The 18,721-nt window shown below is 35.6% G+C and carries 16 protein-coding genes; 5 read left to right on the top strand and 11 right to left on the bottom strand.

Annotation, left to right across the window (positions count from 1 at the left end; genetic code table 11):
- Nucleotides 1–13 precede the first annotated feature (13 nt).
- On the bottom strand, nt 14–1,816 hold the full coding sequence (gene uvrC, locus Q0Y84_RS07295) for an excinuclease ABC subunit UvrC (protein WP_297952194.1): 1,803 nt from the start codon (nt 1,814–1,816) through the stop codon (nt 14–16).
- A gap of 139 nt (nt 1,817–1,955) precedes the next feature.
- Between uvrC and Q0Y84_RS07290 the strand changes: the two genes are divergently transcribed.
- Both Q0Y84_RS07290 and Q0Y84_RS07285 read left to right on the top strand, forming a co-directional pair.
- The gene (locus Q0Y84_RS07290) at nt 1,956–2,570 is read left to right on the top strand and encodes a DedA family protein (protein WP_297952191.1); all 615 of its coding nucleotides are present in this window, start codon (nt 1,956–1,958) and stop codon (nt 2,568–2,570) included.
- Nucleotides 2,571–2,668: 98 nt separating this feature from the next.
- On the top strand, nt 2,669–4,054 hold the full coding sequence (locus Q0Y84_RS07285) for an amino acid permease (RefSeq protein ID WP_297952189.1): 1,386 nt from the start codon (nt 2,669–2,671) through the stop codon (nt 4,052–4,054).
- 71 nt (nt 4,055–4,125) lie between these two features.
- Here the strand turns inward: Q0Y84_RS07285 and Q0Y84_RS07280 are convergent, their stop codons facing one another.
- From Q0Y84_RS07280 to coaBC, 4 genes are all read right to left on the bottom strand, one after another.
- The gene (locus Q0Y84_RS07280; RefSeq protein WP_297952187.1) at nt 4,126–5,091 is read right to left on the bottom strand and encodes an NAD(P)-dependent oxidoreductase; all 966 of its coding nucleotides are present in this window, start codon (nt 5,089–5,091) and stop codon (nt 4,126–4,128) included.
- A gap of 66 nt (nt 5,092–5,157) precedes the next feature.
- Nucleotides 5,158–5,970, bottom strand: a complete 813-nt coding sequence (locus tag Q0Y84_RS07275; RefSeq protein WP_297952185.1) for a Cof-type HAD-IIB family hydrolase — start codon at nt 5,968–5,970, stop codon at nt 5,158–5,160.
- 49 nt (nt 5,971–6,019) lie between these two features.
- A complete protein-coding gene (locus Q0Y84_RS07270) occupies nt 6,020–6,856 on the bottom strand; it encodes an aldo/keto reductase (protein ID WP_297952183.1) in 837 nt (278 codons plus the stop codon).
- Nucleotides 6,857–7,334: 478 nt separating this feature from the next.
- Nucleotides 7,335–8,537, bottom strand: a complete 1,203-nt coding sequence (coaBC, locus tag Q0Y84_RS07265; protein ID WP_297952181.1) for a bifunctional phosphopantothenoylcysteine decarboxylase/phosphopantothenate--cysteine ligase CoaBC — start codon at nt 8,535–8,537, stop codon at nt 7,335–7,337.
- Between the two features lie 95 nt (nt 8,538–8,632).
- On the opposite strand from coaBC, the gene Q0Y84_RS07260 reads away from it, so the two are divergent.
- The gene (locus Q0Y84_RS07260) at nt 8,633–8,902 is read left to right on the top strand and encodes a hypothetical protein (protein WP_297952178.1); all 270 of its coding nucleotides are present in this window, start codon (nt 8,633–8,635) and stop codon (nt 8,900–8,902) included.
- 119 nt (nt 8,903–9,021) lie between these two features.
- The gene (locus Q0Y84_RS07255) at nt 9,022–10,206 is read left to right on the top strand and encodes an aminotransferase class I/II-fold pyridoxal phosphate-dependent enzyme (protein ID WP_297952176.1); all 1,185 of its coding nucleotides are present in this window, start codon (nt 9,022–9,024) and stop codon (nt 10,204–10,206) included.
- Between the two features lie 58 nt (nt 10,207–10,264).
- Here Q0Y84_RS07255 and aspS read toward each other — a convergent pair whose 3' ends face one another.
- From aspS to prmA, 6 genes are all read right to left on the bottom strand, one after another.
- A complete protein-coding gene (gene aspS, locus Q0Y84_RS07250; protein ID WP_297952174.1) occupies nt 10,265–12,118 on the bottom strand; it encodes an aspartate--tRNA ligase in 1,854 nt (617 codons plus the stop codon).
- Between the two features lie 2 nt (nt 12,119–12,120).
- Nucleotides 12,121–13,407, bottom strand: coding sequence for a histidine--tRNA ligase (gene hisS, locus Q0Y84_RS07245; RefSeq protein WP_297952172.1), 1,287 nt, complete (start codon nt 13,405–13,407; stop codon nt 12,121–12,123).
- Nucleotides 13,408–13,699: 292 nt separating this feature from the next.
- Nucleotides 13,700–14,137: a D-aminoacyl-tRNA deacylase gene (gene dtd, locus Q0Y84_RS07240; RefSeq protein WP_297952170.1), complete on the bottom strand. Its 438-nt coding sequence runs from the start codon at nt 14,135–14,137 to the stop codon at nt 13,700–13,702.
- Nucleotides 14,137–16,377 (bottom strand): bifunctional (p)ppGpp synthetase/guanosine-3',5'-bis(diphosphate) 3'-pyrophosphohydrolase, encoded by a 2,241-nt coding sequence (locus Q0Y84_RS07235; protein WP_297952168.1) that lies wholly within the window; start codon nt 16,375–16,377, stop codon nt 14,137–14,139. Before Q0Y84_RS07235 ends, dtd begins: the two co-directional genes overlap by 1 nt.
- A 14-nt stretch (nt 16,378–16,391) precedes the next feature.
- On the bottom strand, nt 16,392–16,754 hold the full coding sequence (locus Q0Y84_RS07230) for a hypothetical protein (protein ID WP_297952255.1): 363 nt from the start codon (nt 16,752–16,754) through the stop codon (nt 16,392–16,394).
- A gap of 54 nt (nt 16,755–16,808) precedes the next feature.
- Nucleotides 16,809–17,753: a 50S ribosomal protein L11 methyltransferase gene (prmA, locus tag Q0Y84_RS07225; protein ID WP_297952165.1), complete on the bottom strand. Its 945-nt coding sequence runs from the start codon at nt 17,751–17,753 to the stop codon at nt 16,809–16,811.
- A 60-nt stretch (nt 17,754–17,813) separates the two neighbouring features.
- Between prmA and Q0Y84_RS07220 the strand changes: the two genes are divergently transcribed.
- Complete coding sequence (locus tag Q0Y84_RS07220) at nt 17,814–18,323, top strand: aminoacyl-tRNA deacylase (RefSeq protein ID WP_297952163.1); 510 nt, start codon at nt 17,814–17,816, stop codon at nt 18,321–18,323.
- The last annotated feature ends 398 nt before the right edge of the window (nt 18,324–18,721 follow it).

Here is an 18,721-nt window from a genome sequence, read left to right as displayed (position 1 = left end):
GCGTTTTCTCGGATTACAATGTCAATTTTACTGTTTGTGCTTGAGGCAGTGTGAGTCCTGCTCGACGCAAGTCATCAATCGATGCCTCTTTAATTTTCTTCAGTGAACCAAATTTGCGCAAAAGTTTATTACGACTTTTAGGCCCAATGCCCTTAATCGAATCTAATCGACTAGATAAAGCATTCTTGGCATGTCGTCTTCTATGAAAAGTAATGGCAAAACGGTGAACTTCATCCTGAATTCGTGTCATCAAGTAAAAGCCTTCGGACTTTGGATTAAGCGGGATCAATTTCAACGGAATCCCGTTAATTGGATCACCAAACAGCAAGTGATTAGTCCTATGTTTATCATCTTTAACCATACCGGCAACTGGAATATTCAAATTGAGTTCATTGCGTAAAACATCTAAACAAGCATCAACTTGAATTTGTCCCCCATCCATTAAAATTAGATCAGGCATTCTTTTATGTTCACGCAACAATCTACCATATCTTCTTCTGACAACCTCTCTAGTGTTGCGGACTTCATCGCCACCATTTTGATGTTCAACTTCGCCCTTTAACTTATATTTCCGATAAGCTGTTTTCTCAGGTTCACCATCTTTAAAAACAACTAAAGCAGAAACCGGATCAGCACCTTGAATATGAGAGTGGTCAAAACTTTCAATAAAATGACCATATGGCAGGCCTAAAGCATCAAAAATTTCTTTTTGTGCTCCTTTAGTTTTACGATTACCTAACTCCAATAACCTAAACTTGTCATCTAATTTCAATTTAGCATTATCATGAGCCATCTCTAGCAATGATTTCTTTTGCCCCCGCTGCGGTGTTCTAACTGGCACCTTTAAAACCTCAGCTAAGGTAGCATTATCAAAGCCTTCAGGAATCAAAACTTCTTTAGGTAGAACTCTATTTCTTTGCCCATAAAATTGAACAATAAACGACGTGAATGCATCTTCAGGATCCGCCGCATCGGTTAAAGGAAACATTCTGGTTTCTCTACGCAATAATTTCGCCTGACGCAAGAAAAAGATTTGAATTGAAATCCATGACTTATCAACGTAATAATTAAAGATATCGCGTTGAGTATTGTCATTAGAAATAATTTTCTGCTTCTCAACCGTCTCTTCAATATACTTCAACTGATCTCGAATTTCAGCTGCTCGCTCAAATTCAAGATTGCCAGCTGCCTGTGTCATTTTTTCAGTTAAATTTTGCTTAACGCTAGCAATATCACCGTTCAAAAAGCTTTTAATCTTTTTAATCTGCTCATCGTACTCTTTTTGTGGCACTTTTTTAAAACAAGCGCCTAAGCATTGTCCCATATGGTAATAAAGACATGGTCTACCTTGATAGCCATGACACCGTCTTAATGGAAAAACTTTTTGAATAAATTTTAACGTAGCCTGAGCTGCGTATACATTGGGATAAGGGCCAAAATAATAGCCCCCATCTTTATGCACAATGCTAGTTAGCCGAGTTTGCGGATCATGTTCACGGGTGATCTCAATATAAGGATAACCGGTTCCTTGCTTTAACTGCACATTATAATATGGCTGATATTTTTTTATTAATGTGATTTCAAGTAAAAAAGCTTCCTTATCAGTTGAAACAGTAATAATGTCATAGTCCCGAATTTCACGAACTAATTCAGCTCTACGACCAACTTGTTTACTCTTAAAATATGAACGAACTCGATTCTTTAAATTTTTAGATTTACCAACATAAATAACCGTGCCGTTTACATCTTTCATTAAATAGCAACCTGGTTTTTCAGGTAAAAGTTTTAATTTATTTTCAATTAATTGTGTTGTCATTATCTCATCTCACTGAAAAAAATTGCATTTAATAGTTTAACACATACTGTTTAAGAAGATCTTAACTTTGCTTATAGAAATAGCTATTCCTAATAAAAATTGCTATATTTGTAATAAATCTTATTTAAGGAGGAACTTGATGACTAACCTAGTTTTTGACCTAATTGATCAATTCGGCTATCTAGCTATCAGCTTATTAATCGCAATTGAAAATATCTTTCCCCCTATTCCATCTGAAGTGATTCTTTCTTTTGCTGGCTTTGCAACTCATCATTCTCAAATGAACGTTATCGGTGTAATTATTGCTTCAACAATTGGAGCAGTAATCGGAGCCTTAATCTTATACTGGATTGGAACCTTGCTCAATCCTAATCGTTTAGAAAAACTATTTAACCATAAAATGTTTAAGCTATTAGGTTTTAAAAAGGGAAATGTACAAAAAGCAGTTAATTGGTTCGATAAATATGGCACCGGAGCTATTTTTTACGGACGCTGCATCCCTGTCATTCGCAGCTTAATTTCTATTCCTGCTGGCATTGCAAAAGTAAAATTACCTAAGTTTCTTATTTACACAAGCTTAGGAAGCTTAATTTGGAATACAATTTTAGTCGGATTAGGCTCTTATATGGGAGAAAATTGGGAACAGCTGGTCCTGATTTTCGAAGAATACTCTTTAATTATTGTTGGGTTTATTTTAATTGCCATAATTTATTTTTCCTGTAAATGGTACAAACAAAAAATTAAAGCCAATTAACTAAAGCGCTCTATGGGATCATGGAGCGTTTTTCTTCTTTCAAAAATTAAAAATATCATGTAAAATTAATCTAATCTATAAATAAGGGAAGTTTGCGAATGAAATTTAATCTTTTTAGAAAACAAAGCGTTCAAAATTATCTTGGCAAAGACATTAAATTTTCTAAGACAATGAATGCTGTCGACTTAATGTCACTTGGCGTAGGCGCTGTTATCGGAACTGGGATTTTTATCTTACCCGGAACTGTAGCAGCAACTTTAGCTGGACCAGGAGTAAGTTTATCATTTGTAGTAGCAGCAATCGTTTGTGCGCTAGCTGGAATGTGCTATGCCGAATTCGCTTCAGCAATTCCAGTCGCTGGATCTGCTTACTCATACGGTAACATCGTTTACGGCGAATTTACTGGCTGGATTATTGGTTGGGCTTTGATTCTAGAATATATGCTTTCTGTAGCAACAGTTGCAGCGGGCTGGTCATCATACTTCAGTTCATTCATTGCACCATTTAGCCTAAAAATACCGCACGCTGTCTCTGGTCCTATGGATCTTCATCATGGTGTCTACTTTGATTTAGTTTCTGTCTTGATTATTTTACTTATCAGTATTTTACTATCACGCGGAATGAAAAATTCAATCAAGATTAATGTAGTAGCAGTTTTTATTAAAATCGCCATTATTTTAATTTTTATTTTCGTTGGCTTGCAATTTATCAAACCAAACAATTACCAACCATTTTTGCCATATCATTTTTCAGGCGTTATTAAAGGAGCAACTACAGTATTCTTTGCCTTCTTAGGTTTCGACGTTGTCTCCTCATCGGCAGCTGAAGTTAAGAACCCTAAGAAAAATATGCCTTTAGGAATTATTGGTACATTAGCTATTGCTGCAGTACTCTACTTTGGCGTTTCAATTGTTTTGACCGGAATGGTTAATTACACCAAATTAAACGTATCTAATCCAGTTGCATTTGCTTTGCAATATGTTCACCAAAATTGGGTAGCTGAGCTTCTTTCATTTGGAGCAATGTTAGGAATGGCTACAATGATGCTCACCATGATTTACTCAAGTTCTCGCTTAATTTATGCCATGGCACGCGATGGTTTATTGCCAAGTGCTTTTAACAAACTAGACAAAAAACATAATTCTCCTCAAAATGCTTTAATTGTAGTAACCATTATCATTGCAGCTGGCGCGGCTTTCTTCTCTGTAGATCAATTAGCTAATTTAGTTAATTTCGGAACTCTTTTTGCCTTTACTTTAGTTTCCTTTGGGATTCTAAAACTAAGAAAGAGAACCGATATTGTTAACGATGGTTTCAAAGTACCTGGTTATCCTTATCTGCCAATCATTTCTGGCTTAATTTGCATCTTTATGATTTGTCATTTAAGCTCTGAAGTTTACCTAATGGCAGCAATTTGGTTAATTATTGGGGCAATAATTTATTTCGTTTATGGCTACCATCACAGTCAACTTGAGCATGATTAACATTAATAAAAATTATGTAAAGAAAAAGGCGATTCATTAGAATCGTCTTTTTTACTAGTTAGATTTATCATCTAATTAATTTGATTAATTGCCTTATTATCTTTAAAGAATGACAAAACATTATTAGCAGCTTCTTGAGAAAGATTAAATCTAGCAACATGAGTAGCTGAACCAACGTGAGGGGTCATAATTACATTATCCATTCCAACTAATTCTGGCTTTGGATATGGTTCATTTTCAAATACGTCCAATGCAGCTCCAGCAATTGAACCATTCTTTAAAGCTGCAATCAGTGCATCCCCATCAACTAATGATCCGCGAGCAACATTGACTAAAAAAGCAGTATCTTTCATCTTCTTTAAAAAGTCTGCATCAATAATATGATAGGTTTCATCAGTTGCAGGAGTGTGTAAACTCACAAAATCTGATTCCTTAGCTAAAGTATCTAAATCAACATACTTTGCACCTAACTCAGCAACAACTTTTTCATCTGCTTGATGACGATTATGATAAATAACCTTCATGCCAAATGCTCTGGCAAAGCGAGCAACCTGTTGACCAATTCGCCCTAAGCCTAAAATACCTAAAGTCTTACCCTCAATTGAGTATCCTTGATTGTCATATTCATCAGCATTTAGATATACGCCCTCACGTAAAGCATGATCATAATAATGCAGTCTACGAGCTGATGCCATAATCAAAGTCCAAGCCAATTCTGCAGTTGGACGCAATACACTCTTAGGACAATTAGAAACTACGATGCTCTTTTCTTTAGCATATTCAATATCAACATGATCAAAGCCAACACCATAGGTTGAGATTATTTTCAAATTTTTAGCAGCATCAATCATTTCTTGATCAAAAACCATTTTAGCCACAATGACGCCGTCATATTCAGCAATATGATCAAGTACCCATTCACGATCATCTTCAGGACGATGCCCCACTGGACCTATATCAACTTGACAAACCTCCTTCAAATCAGTTAGTGCATCTTCTCTTAGACCACCCAAAACTAAAATTTTTGCTTTATTCATTATTTCAGACCTCTATTCAATTTTTACCTTAAAGTAAAGATACCACTATTTAGTTAACAAAACATCCTACTTTAGAATTTTATTTATAGCAACTGCTACGCCATCATGATCACAATCAGCTGTAATTTCATCAGCATGCACTTTAGTATATTCAACTGCATTGCCCATTGCTACACCTAATCCAGCGTACTTTAACATTGGCATATCGTTAGCTTGATCACCTAAAGCCATCACATTTTTACGATTTATTTTCAAATAATCACACAGCCTTTTTAAGCCAGTTCCTTTATCAACTCCTGCAGCTGTGGCCTCATAATAAAATGGCTCCGTTTTCGAAAATACTATTCGCTCCTCCATCTTTTTAAATAATGGAGATTTTATCTTCTCATCCAAATAACCTGGATCATCAATGTACATGCATTTAATAATAGGGATTTGCCGCATTTCTTCTTGTGTACGGTATGACACTTCTAATTTTACCACCCGTGAATTGTAAATCGTATAATGTCCCAAATCACGGTTAGCGGTATAAATTCGATCTAATGATACACTATGAAAATGTAGCTTTAACTTCCGAGCAATTGCTTCTAAATCAATATATTCTTCATACTTTAAGCCTTGTTTGAAGATAACTTTTCCTTTAGTTGATTCAACGACTGCACCATTAAAACTAACGACATATTGATCATCTTGTCCATTGAGTCCCAATTCATTTAAATAGCGTTGGGCACCTGATAGAGGACGTCCTGTACAAATTACAATTTGTTTTCCTTGTTCTTGCGCCATCAAAACGGCTTTCTTAACGGCTGGCGTAATTTCTTTTTTAGAATTAGCTAATGTTCCATCAATATCAATCGCAATTAATTTAATCTCATCCATATTCTTTTTTCCTTTAAACAAAGAAAGCACCGCTTATGCGATGCCTTCCTTAAATAGCCATAGTTTGCATATTCTCTTTTAGCTCGACTAAATCATGCATATCGTCAGCACTTATCTTAAAATCAATATTTAGATTTTCTTTCATTTCTTTAATATTATCAGTTTTAGGTAATACGATACAACCCAACTGCAAATCAAATGCCAACATTAATTGTGCCGGACTAACATGATACTTCTTAGCATAAAGATTAATTTTATGATCATTAAATAGCCGGCCATGAGCAAGTGGAGAATAAGCTTCAATTTGAATTCCTAATTCCTCACAATATTGCATTAATTCAGTTGGAACTTGACCAATATGAACCTCAATTTGGTTAACAGCTGGCTTTATTGAGCCGTTATTAACTATATTGTCAACATCTTCTTGTAAGAAATTAGAAACCCCAATTGTTCTAACTTTTCCTGCTTTAACAGCTTCTTCCATTGCGCGCCAATTTTCCAAATTACCTTCAAAGTGCCGATCATCCACTCGGTTAACTTCAATCCATGGCTGCGGAGAATGGATTAGTAGCATATCAATATATTCTAAACTAAATCGATCCAATGCGTCATCAATGGCTTTTTTAGTACCTTTATAATCTTTAACTGCAGTTGGTAGTTTAGTTGTTAAAAAAATATCACTGCGTTCAACATCAGAATTCCAAATTCCTTTTCCAACCCCACTTTCATTGCCATAGTCTTTAGCAGTATCAAAAGCACGGTAACCCACATTAATTGCTTGGCGAATCACCTTCCGTACATCATCGTTATTGATTAGCCAAGTTCCTAATTGAATTTGAGGAATTTCCACTCCGTTATTAAGCATCAAAGTTTTAGCAGAGTACATATATTACACCTCTACATTTTTCTAATATGTCTCTGCTTCTTAATTCCTGTATGTGCATAGTGAATAAATGATACTCATTTTTATTCATCTAGCTGTTAATAGCATACACCAAAATTAGCTTAAATCCTATACATACACTTTAAATATTGTACTGCTTTGTTATTATTTTCAATATAAAATCATATCAGCAGTGCATTGATGAAATTATTCAGATAATCTGTTTTATTTTTATCCTATACAAAAGACATATTTTTAATATATAAAAAAGAAAGGGCTGATGATGTTTATCAACTCTTTCTCTTCAGTCTCTTAATTCCCAACTCATATAATACTATATTTGATTATTTTAACAAGACTTAAATTTCAATTCTAATAAGTACGTGTTATTTTAAGTCACATTCTATATGTTCTCTATAGAATTATTTACAAGCGATTATGTTATATTACAAAATTGTTACAGGATTTGCTTTTAATATAACTATGCATGAACACTATATTTTTGAGCAATAAATTGTAATAACTTTCTAGCGATTTTTTGTTTAGTCATTCGTTCCCATTTTTCGGCTGGAGCATGTGTTTGCAAAATCGTCACCTGATCTTCATCATTACCAAATACATTTTTTGAAACATCATTAGCCACAATTATATCTGCGCCTTTTGAAGCTAACTTCTTTTCAGCATTTTGCAATAAATCATTTGTTTCTGCTGCAAAACCAACAACTATTTGTCCTTTACTTTTATTATGAGCAACTTCATGCAAAATATCTGTTGTTTTAACTAAAGTTAAGGTCAAAGTCTGCTGATCTGCTTGTTTTTTCAATTTATGATCAGCTACTTGCTGCATCCGCCAATCCGCCACAGCAGCTGCCATAATCAATATATTACTATCCTTAAATTCTTTTTTAACAGCAATCAACATTTCCTCACTACTAGTTGTATGCAATAACTCAATCTTAGGATCTTGTGGTAATGGGACCGTAACATTACCATAAATTAACTTTACTTTCGCTCCCATTGCTGCTGCCTCGGTTGCAAAAGCAATCCCCATTTTTCCACTAGAACGATTACCGATAAACCTCACAGGATCAATTGCTTCTTCAGTACCACCGGCAGTAACTACAATAGTCTTTCCTGCTAAAATTTTGTGTTCATTCAAGTGATCTTCTATCCATGAAATAATTTCTTGGGGTTCTGGCATTCGGCCTTTAGCTGCATATCCTTCAGCTAGCATCCCTACTGCTGGCTCCATTATTTTTACTCCACATTGCTTTAAAAAAGTCATATTTCGCTTGGTAGCTGGATTATTCCACATTTGATCATTCATCGCTGGAACAAGTAATTTAGGTGCGTTCGTAGCTAAAATTGTTGTGCTAGCCGCATCGTCAGCAATTCCATTTGCCATTTTAGCAATAAAATTAGCTGTTGCTGGCAAAACTAATGCTAATTCAGTCCAACGCGCTAAATGTACATGCGGTATACTAGCTTCATTTTCCTTGCTCCACAAATCATCTAAAACAAGCTTTTTCGTCAAGGCCGCTACTGTATTAGAAGTTACAAAATGCTCTGCATTTTTAGTCATTACTACTCGAATCTCATGCCCCACCTTTTCCAGATCGCGGATAACATTAATTGCTTTATAATCAGCAATTCCACCTGTCATATAAACCGTTATTCGACTCATTTTTATCCTTCTTCTTTACTTAACTTATTTTTATTTTATCATCGTTCAGTTAATAGTAGAATATTGTATTGGGAGTTATTATATTGGAGGAAAAATTGAAAAATTTATCAAAAATAGTTTTATTAGTCGGCTTCTCGCTTAGTTTAACAGCCTGCAGTAAACAACAAACGGAGCCACAATTTGTACCACCTGATAAAAAGACTACTACTGTTAAAATCGTTAATAAACCACTTAAGCCACATAAACCAGCTAAGAGACTAACTAAACCCTTAAATGGATTTTTACCACATCGCTGCTTTCCTGCAAATAGCCAACAATCAAAAAAAGCAATTTATACTAATTTAAACGCAGTTCTAAAAAAGTAATAGGAGAAATGAGATTAACCATTTTTCCTATTTTTATATTCCTTAAGTTGTTCTGAAAATAGTTGTTTTCTAGCAACAGGTAATTTAAAATTTATGTAATACAGAAAGGAACTTTATATATGCCAAATTTATCTAGTGATTTATCCTCAATTATTAATGAAAGACTAAATAATTTAACTGCCTCTAAGATTCGTGCTTTCGATCAAAAGGTATCAAATATCCCTGGTATTATTAAATTAACCATTGGTGAACCCGATTTGGCTACCCCTGATCATGTTAAAGAAGCCGCAATCCGTGACATTCAAGCTAATGATTCTCACTATGCTCCTCAAGCTGGTAAGCCTGAGTTACTCGAAGCAATTAGTAACTACCTTGAGCGTTCAATTAATGTTCATTACGACCCTACTAGCGAAATTTGTGTCACTGTTGGTGCTACGGGAGCTTTGAACGATATCTTTATGACCTTACTCAATCCTGGAGATAAGATTTTGGTACCAACTCCAGTTTGGGCACTATACTTCCAACTAATTAAAATGACCGGTGCTATCCCAGTTCAGGTTGATACTAAAAAAGATGGTTTTATTTTAACGCCAGAGCATTTGCGCCATGTTCTTAATGGCCGCGGAAAAGGGGCAAAGGCCATTATTCTAACTGATCCTTCTAATCCAACTGGACGTGTTTACCCTGCTGATACACTTAAAGCATTAGCTGAAGTTATTAAAGAATACAAGATCTTTTCTGTAACTGATGAAATTTATGCAGAACTTGTTTACGGCAAGGCTCAACACCACTCACTTTCTGAATATATTCCTAATAGAAATATTTTGATTTCCGGTTTATCTAAAGCGTATGCTATGACTGGTTGGCGCTTAGGCTATATTGCTGCACCTAAGCAAATCATGAAGAGTATCCGCAAAATTAACTCTTTCTTAGTAACTTCAGTTACTGATAACGTCCAAATTGCTGCTGTAGAAGCATTAAACAATGGGCAAAATGATCCTAAAGAAGCGCGTAAAATTTACGAAGCACGCCTTACCTTTATGCAATCCGGTTTGGAAAAATTAGGTTTTGAAATGGCTACACCACAGGGAGCTTTTTATATCTTTGCCAAAATTCCTGAAAAATACGGTACAGATGATGAGCAGTTTGCTTTTGAATTAGCTCAAAAAGCTAAGGTCGGCGTTACTCCTGGTCGCTACTTTGGTAAAGGCGGTGAAGGTTACGTACGTCTTTCCTATGCTTCATCAACTGAACAGCTAAAAGAAAGCTTACATCGGATTAGTAATTTTGTTAACAATTTATAAATTTAATCACAAAAATAAGAGGTCTCATTTGAGAGATCTCTTATTTTTATGCGATTAATTACTTATCCCAAGTTGAATTTTCTGCAGCATCTTCAGCGGCCATCTTTTCAAGACGCTCTTCAGTTGCTTTTACACTATCTTGGTATTTTTCTTCAACTTCAATCCCCAAATCATTAAGTTGCTGGTCAGCTACTGGAGCTGGAGCATGCATCATTGGTTCTGAAGCAGAAGCATTCTTAGGGAATGCAGTAACGTCACGAATATTATCCTTATCAGCAAGCATCATTGCAAATCGATCAAGACCAATAGCTAAACCTGCATGTGGTGGGAAGCCCATGTCTAAGGCATCCATCAAGTAGCCAAATTGTTCATAAGCACGTTTCTTAGTAAAGCCAAGAGCCTTAAACATATTCTCTTGAATTGAACGCTTATGAATACGAATTGAACCACCACCCATTTCATCACCGTTCATAACGATGTCGTAACTACGAGCATGAGCCTTATGTGGATCAGTAGTTAAAAGCTTAACGCCTTCATCATCTGGCATAGTAAATGGGTGGTGAGCAGCTACCCAGCGACCAAGACCTTCATCATATTCAAACAATGGCCAATCAACAACCCATACAAAGTCATATACGCCCTTAGGAATAATGCCAGTTTCTTTAGCAAATTCACGACGAAGGTGGTCAAGAGAATCACAGCAGACCTTCCACTTGTCAGCTACAAATACAACTAATTCGCCGCCTTCAAGATCGAATTCCTTCTTCAAAGCTTCTTTGTTTTCATCAGTTAAAAAGCGTGCTACAGGACCTGAGAATTCGCCATCTTCAAACTTAACCCAAGCTAAGCCCTTAGCGTGGAAGCGTTTGATAAAGTCAGCCTTTTTATCAATTTTCTTGCGTGAGTATTCTTTAGCACCATTTTTAACGGCAATTCCTTTAACAAAACCGCCATCAGCAATTGCACCTGAGAACACCTTGAAGTCGCTGTCCTTAAAGATTGGACTTAAGTCATGAATCAACATACCATAACGAGTATCTGGCTTGTCACAACCGTATTTATTCATGGAATCAGTCCAAGTAATTCGCTTGATTGGTGTCTTAAGGTCGATTTCCTTAACATCCTTCATAATCTTCTTCAAAAGACCTTCAGTGTAGCTTTGAATCGTTTCTTCATCAGCAAATGACATTTCCATATCAATCTGAGTAAATTCAGGTTGACGGTCACCACGAAGGTCTTCATCACGGAAACAACGAGCTAATTGATAGTATTTGTCAAAACCAGCACCCATTAATAATTGCTTAAACAATTGTGGTGATTGTGGCAAAGCGTAGAAACTACCTGGGTAAATTCTAGAAGGTACTAAGTAGTCACGTGCACCTTCAGGAGATGACTTACCTAGGATTGGCGTTTCAATATCAATAAAACCATTTTCATCAAAGAATTCATGAGTTGCACGCAAAATCTTTGAACGTAAGATAATTGCTTGTTGCAATTCCGGACGACGCAAGTCAAGGTAACGATACTTTAATCTGGTTTGTTCTGAAATTTCTACATCATTCTTGATTTCAAATGGTGGATTCTTGGCCTTATTCAAAATAGTGATCTCAGTTGCATCAACTTCAACTTGACCAGTCTTCATATCAGGGTTAACTTCTGAACGCTTAACAACTTTACCCTTAACTTGAATAACGTATTCATTACCGAGGGAGTTGGCAATATCCATTAATTCTTTACCGGAATCTTTATTAACTACGATTTGTACAATACCTTCACGGTCACGCAAATCGATAAACACCAAGTTACCCAAGTTACGTACACGTTGTACCCAACCATAGAGGTTTACATCTTCACCAATGTACTTTTCGGTGATATTACCACAATAATCTGTTCTTTTTTCAATTTTTTCCATTGTTAATCCTTTAACTCTTTCATTACTTTACTCATATCATTAAGGTCTTCCAAACTTAAATCAATAGTCTTACCATCAGCTAAACGCTTAATGTTTAAAACACCATCGGCAAGTTCTTTTGCACCTAAAGTAATAACGTACTTAGCATCTTCACGGTCTGCCTTCTTGAACTGATTCTTTAACTTCTTTTGGTTAACATCAAAGTCCGCTTCAAAGCCTTGATTACGTAAACTTCTAGCAATTTCAATTGCTTTTTGAGCAGTACCTTCACCAATGTTAGTAATAAAGAAGTCAATGCCACGTTTTTCAAATAAAGCAGGATTTTGCTTTTCCAAAACTAGCATTAATCTTTCTTCACCAATACCAAATCCAACAGCTGGAGTAGCAGGACCATTAAATTCTTCTACTAGGTGATCATATCTACCACCACCAAGAATAGTAGTAGCACTTTCCCACAAACTCTTATCTTCAACCATAAATTCAAAGATAATACCTGTGTAATAATCAAGGCCACGGACAAGATCATCATCAATTACGTAATCAATTCCAAGTTGGTCAAGCATCTTCAAAATTGCTTCAAAGTTAGCTTTTGAATCATCATCTAAGAATTCACGAATCTTAGGTGCATTTGGTAAAAACTTCTTATCACGATCATCTTTAGAATCCAAAATACGTAATGGATTATCACGCAATCTTCTTTGTGAATCTTCTGATAATTCATCTTTAAGTGGCGTAAAGTAGTTAACTAAAGCATCGTGATAGTCTTGGCGTACTTGTTCATTACCCAAAGTATTAATGTGCAATTGATAGTTTTTAACGCCTAACTCACCTAATAAGTCATGCCCCATCATGATTGTTTGTACATCACTTAATGGATTGCTTGAACCGAAGCTTTCTACCCCGATTTGGTGGAATTCACGTTGTCGACCAGCTTGAGGTCTTTCATATCTAAAAGTTGATTCCATATAAAAGACATTGAACGGCTTTACAACTTCTGGAGCATACATCTTATCTTCTACATAAGCACGTACTACACCCGCTGTTCCTTCTGGACGAAGCGCAATATGGCGTCCACCTTTATCGTCGAAATCGTACATTTGCTTTTCAACAATTTCTGAACTATCACCACTTGAACGTGCAAAAATTTCATAATTTTCAAAACTTGGCGTGCGAATTTCACGATAGTTTGCTCGATTGAAGAAATTTCTTGCAGTTTCTTCAACTTTTTGCCAAGAACCTGATTGATCAGGCAAAATATCAACTGTTCCTTTAGGTTTTTGAACTCTCATTTAATCACCCTTTTTTATTCTTTGATAACTTATTAAAAATAAAAAGCGCCCTTGAACTGAATCAAGGGCGCATAAATTAGCACGGTACCACCTTTTGGTTTGCTGCGATTAACGCTCGCCAGACGATCCATTATCTGTTAAAGGTGTCACAGACCGCGATCTATCTGCTCTTTCACCACAATGAGCAGTCTCTTTAAATAGATCATTGCTAATCTACATTCTTTGTCATCGATAATTCTTTCTTAGCTTATATTTTTCTTAAGCCATTGTCAACCTTTGAAAATTATTTTTATTAAAGATCCAACACAATTGTAAATGGACCATCATTTTCTAGGCTAACTTGCATATCAGCTCCAAATTCACCAGTCTCTACATGAAAGCCATCATTTTCTAATTCTTGATTAAAGTCTTCCCATAGTTCTTTCGACTTAGGTGGACGCATTGCCTCAACAAAACTAGGCCGATTGCCTTTTTTGGTATTAGCCAACAAAGTAAATTGACTAACACTTAAAATCTCGCCTTGTACATCTTTTAGAGATAAATTAGTTTTGCCGGCTTCATCTTCAAAAATTCGCATCTTAGCAATTTTAGCAGCTGCTTTCTTGACTACTGGCAATTCATCCCCGTCTTTAATGCCAACTAATAATAAAAAGCCTTTACCAATTTTGCCAACCGTTTTGCCAGCAATATTTACTTGAGCATGATTTACTCTCTGAATTACAACACGCATTAATTATCTGACCTCTTAGTTTCATATACATCTGGGATATCACGCAACTTGCTTAAAATTTCATCCAATTGATCTGCATTTTTAACAGCAACAGTTACATACATATGAGCAATATTATCTTCATTTACTTTACCAGAGATATTATTAATATTTTTAGTAAGTGAATTTAATTTATTAATAACGTCACTAAGCAAGTTAGAACGATTATAGCCAAAGACTTCAATATTTGCATTGAATGATTGAACGCTGTTTTCTTCAACATTTTCCCATTCAACATCGATTAAACGACCTTGTTCTTCAGCTTCTTTAGTAATATTGCGGCAATCTGCTCGGTGAATAGTTACACCACGGCCTTTTGTTACATAGCCAATGATCTTGTCACCAGGAACCGGATTACAACACTTAGCCAAATGAAGCATTAAGTCACTAACGCCTTGAATCATGACGCCATTTTTATGTTTAACCTTCATTGCAGTATTGGAGTTCTTCTTCGGTTGTTCTTCCTGAACTGCTTGTTGACCTGAATTGAGAATTTTTTCTTCAAGTTCTTTTTGCTTTTGATTCTCTTCTTCGCGACGCAAATCAACAGTTAAACGGTTGACTACGGCTTGAGCAGAAAGGTCACCAAAGCCCACTGCGGCATATAGTTCTTCCGCAGTATGGTAGTTGAAATGCTCCAATAATTTTTCAATTGGTTCTTTTGCCATGAACTCTTTAGGTGAAAGATTTTCATTACGTAGCATATCAGCAATTAACTGTTCGCCATGTTGGATACTTTCTTCTCGGTCTTGACTTCTAAAGTAACGCCTAATCTTGTTGCGTGCTCTTGAGGTCTTCACCATATCCACCCAATCACGTGAAGGCGTGGCATTAGCTTGCGTCATGATTTCAATCACATCACCATTACGCAATTTATAATCTAGCGGCACTAATTTATTATTGACCTTAGCACCAACGGCATGGCTACCTACTTGAGTATGAATTGCATATGCAAAATCTAAAGTTACTGAACCCTTAGGTAATTCATATACTTCGCCTTTCGGAGTAAAAACATAAACTCGATCTGAAAAAATATCACTTTTAACAGACTTCATGAATTCGCCAGCGTCTTTAGTTTCATCCTTTAATTCAAGGATTTCCCGCACCATATCTAGCTTTTCGCCAGAAGTACTTTGTTCAACACCGGTAAAGTTCCCACGTTTATATGCCCAGTGAGCAGCCACACCATATTCAGCAACTTCATGCATCTGCTCAGTTCTAATCTGAATTTCAAGCGGACGTCCACCTGGGCCAATGATAGTAGTATGAAGTGATTGATAGCCATTAACCTTGGGCATCGCTATATAGTCTTTAAACCGTCCTGGCATTGGCTTCCATTCCGTATGAACTGCACCCAACACAGCATAACAATCACGTACATTTTTAACAATTACCCGCACAGCTAATAAGTCATAAATCTCATCAAAATCTTTATGCTTATTAACCATCTTTTTGTAAATTGAGTAAATGTGCTTTGGTCGACCGTAAATCTCGTACTTAATGCCTAATTCATCCAAAGTTTCCTTCAATGTTTTGATCGTGTCAGCAATATACTTTTCGCGTTGACTCCGCTTCACGTCCATTAAGTTAACAATACGATAATATGCCTCTGGATTAAGATAATGGAACGACATATCCTCTAATTCCCACTTAATGGTTCCGATACCTAACCGATCAGCTAATGGAGCATAAATATCCATCGTTTCTGATGCAATTCGCCGTTGCTTGTCTGGCCGTAAGTGCTGCAAAGTATGCATGTTATGCAAACGATCGGCTAACTTAACCATAATTACGCGTAAGTCCTTAGCCATAGCAATTAACATCTTACGGTGATTTTCAGCCAAAAATTCTTGATGGGATTTATATTCATATTTATTTAACTTAGTTACACCATCAACAATAAAAGCAACATCTTCGCCGAATTTTTCTTTTAATTCGTCATTAGTAACTGGCGTATCTTCTACAGTATCATGTAAAAAACCAGCCGCAACTGTATCAGGATCTAACCCTAAAGTTGCTAAAGTTCCCGCTACTTGCGTCGGATGAATAATATAAGGCTGACCGGATGCACGTTTTTGTCCAGCATGAGCTTTATTAGCAAATTCATATGCCTTTTCAACAAAAGCAACTTGATCATTATTCATATACTTTTTACAGGTATCAATTACCTGATCATGCGTCATTTCAATGTATTTGGACATTATGGTCATCCCTTCTAGCGGTAAACGTTTTTATTTATCAAACCGAAAGTTTCAATTATTAAATAAATTAAACCAAACATTAAATTATACAAAGCAAAATGCGGTAGCACTGCTAAGCAGAAAAGCACAGGCATTAAAAGAACCCACCACTTAGATAAATTAAGCTTGTTAATTAGAATGCCTAAGTGATAAGCAATAATACTATTAAGAATAAAAAATAATATTGCTTCACGCCACACTATTAGTATCCGACATAAACTAAAAATATACGGTAAAGCTACAACTAAAATACTCCACCAGACAAGTGGCATCCAAGGATGAGAATTCAGCTTCTTAATTATTGGAACTGCTTTAATTTTATCTCCTACTTTTTTCATCAAAAATCGAGCCTCTCATCAAAGTTTAATTTAATTGACAATATTCTACCATATTTATTTTTCTTTTCTAGTAATTACTAGTCCAACCCAACGTTCTTGACGCATTGTCAAGTCAATCTTAAAGCCATTCTCATCTAATGACTTTTCAATCTTAGGCAATTGTAAGTAATCAATTCCTGAGAAAATAACTCGACCACCATCATTTAAATGGGTATCCATTTGAGGAATCAAATCAAGTAAAATTTCTGCCAAAATATTAGCTACGATAATATCAAATTTACCTTTAACATCAGCTAATAAACTAGTTTTTTGAGTATGAATGTTTTTAATATTATTTAAGGCAGCATTTTGCTTAGCAGCCGTCATTGATTCATCAGAAATATCGGTAGCTAAAACATCAGTTGCACCTAACTTAGAAGCAGCAATGGCTAAAATACCAGAACCAGTACCAACATCCACTACATTCATTGGTTTAACCATTACTCGTTCTAGTCCCATCATTGCTAGTTTGGTTGTTTTATGGTTGCCTGTACCAAAAGCCAAGCCTGGATCTAATTTAATTATTTGTTGGTCTTTAAAAGCCGGCTTATAGTCTTCCCATTCTGGGACGATTGCCAAGTGACGTGAAAAATCGATTACATGGTAATATTTTTGCCAAGCAGTATTCCAATCCTGGTCTTGAATATAAGACGTGGTGATTTTGGCATCCCCAACATTTAAGCCATAATCTTTTAACTCTTTAAGCTTATCCTGAAATTTTTTGACTAAAGCATCTTTATCTGCTTCTTCATCAAAATAAGCATAAAAGTAGGTATCCTTAGGCAAGTCCTTGATATCGTCCATTTCAACAACGGTTGAATCATGTAACCAACTAGCTTGTTCAAAGTCACTACGGTTTCTTGATTCTACCCCTAGTGCATTTAAATTATCTAAAGCAAAGACACTCAAAGCGTCTTCAACTTCATGGCTAGTATCAATTTTAATAATTAGTAATTTCATTAATATAATCTCCTTTGGGATTTTCTTGGCATAATGCTATCATGATAAAAGGTGATAAATATGTCAAAAAAGAAAAATAAAAAGAACAAACTTGAAAAAACATTAGTCGAAAAGATTTTAGACCAAAATAAGATCAAGTATCGTCAAGCCCAGTTTGCAGTTTCCGAAGATAAAGGCGGAGTTGCACAAATGGACACTTCTATTCTAGAAGACAAAGAGCATTTAGTCTACAAAACTCTCGTCTGCGAGGGAAATAAAACCGGTCCTTTAGTCGGAGTTGTCCCAATTACTGAACATTTGAGCATGAAAAAACTAGCTAAAGTTTCTGGCAACAAAAAGTGTGAAATGTTGCCACTAAAGAAATTAGCTAAGACAACTGGTTATGTTCATGGTGCTAATACCCCAATTGGAATTTACTTCAAGGAAAAATTCCCTATTTATTTGGATGACTCGATGCAAGGAAATCCTGAAATTGGTGTTTCCAGTGGTGAAGTTGGACGCAGTGTTTTCCTAAACCCAGAAGACTTAGCCAAATTCTGTCATGCTCCGTTTGTTGATTTAAAAGAGTAAGAACGCTTACATTTTGTTGTGTCACTATTTTTCTTTTATGTTATAGTAATTATGTACTCATATAGAAACATAACATTTAAGTAGAAGAAGATGACTAAAATGAATGTATTGTTAGGAATTGTTGGCTTTACGGTTGCAATGATTGCCGCATTTGTCGTTACGGCTTTAGCGATTGCCAAATAAATAAAGTTAAAGATTAATAACAGCTCTAAAAAGACGTAGTTTAATATCGCGTCTTTTTTTGTCCTCGTTTTCTATATATTAGTTATTTGTTATCAAATAAAAAGTATTTAATATACAAGTATGGTCTATTTAAAGCTAAGGAGACTGTAAAATAGTTTGTGTAAGGATGAATGATTCCTTAAATTTATTTCTTTAAACATTAGAAAAAGGAGTTC

Origin of the sequence: uncultured Lactobacillus sp. (assembly GCF_947367125.1) — a bacterium.
GTDB lineage: Bacteria > Bacillota > Bacilli > Lactobacillales > Lactobacillaceae > Lactobacillus.
This window is presented reverse-complemented; position numbering and strand designations above follow the sequence as displayed.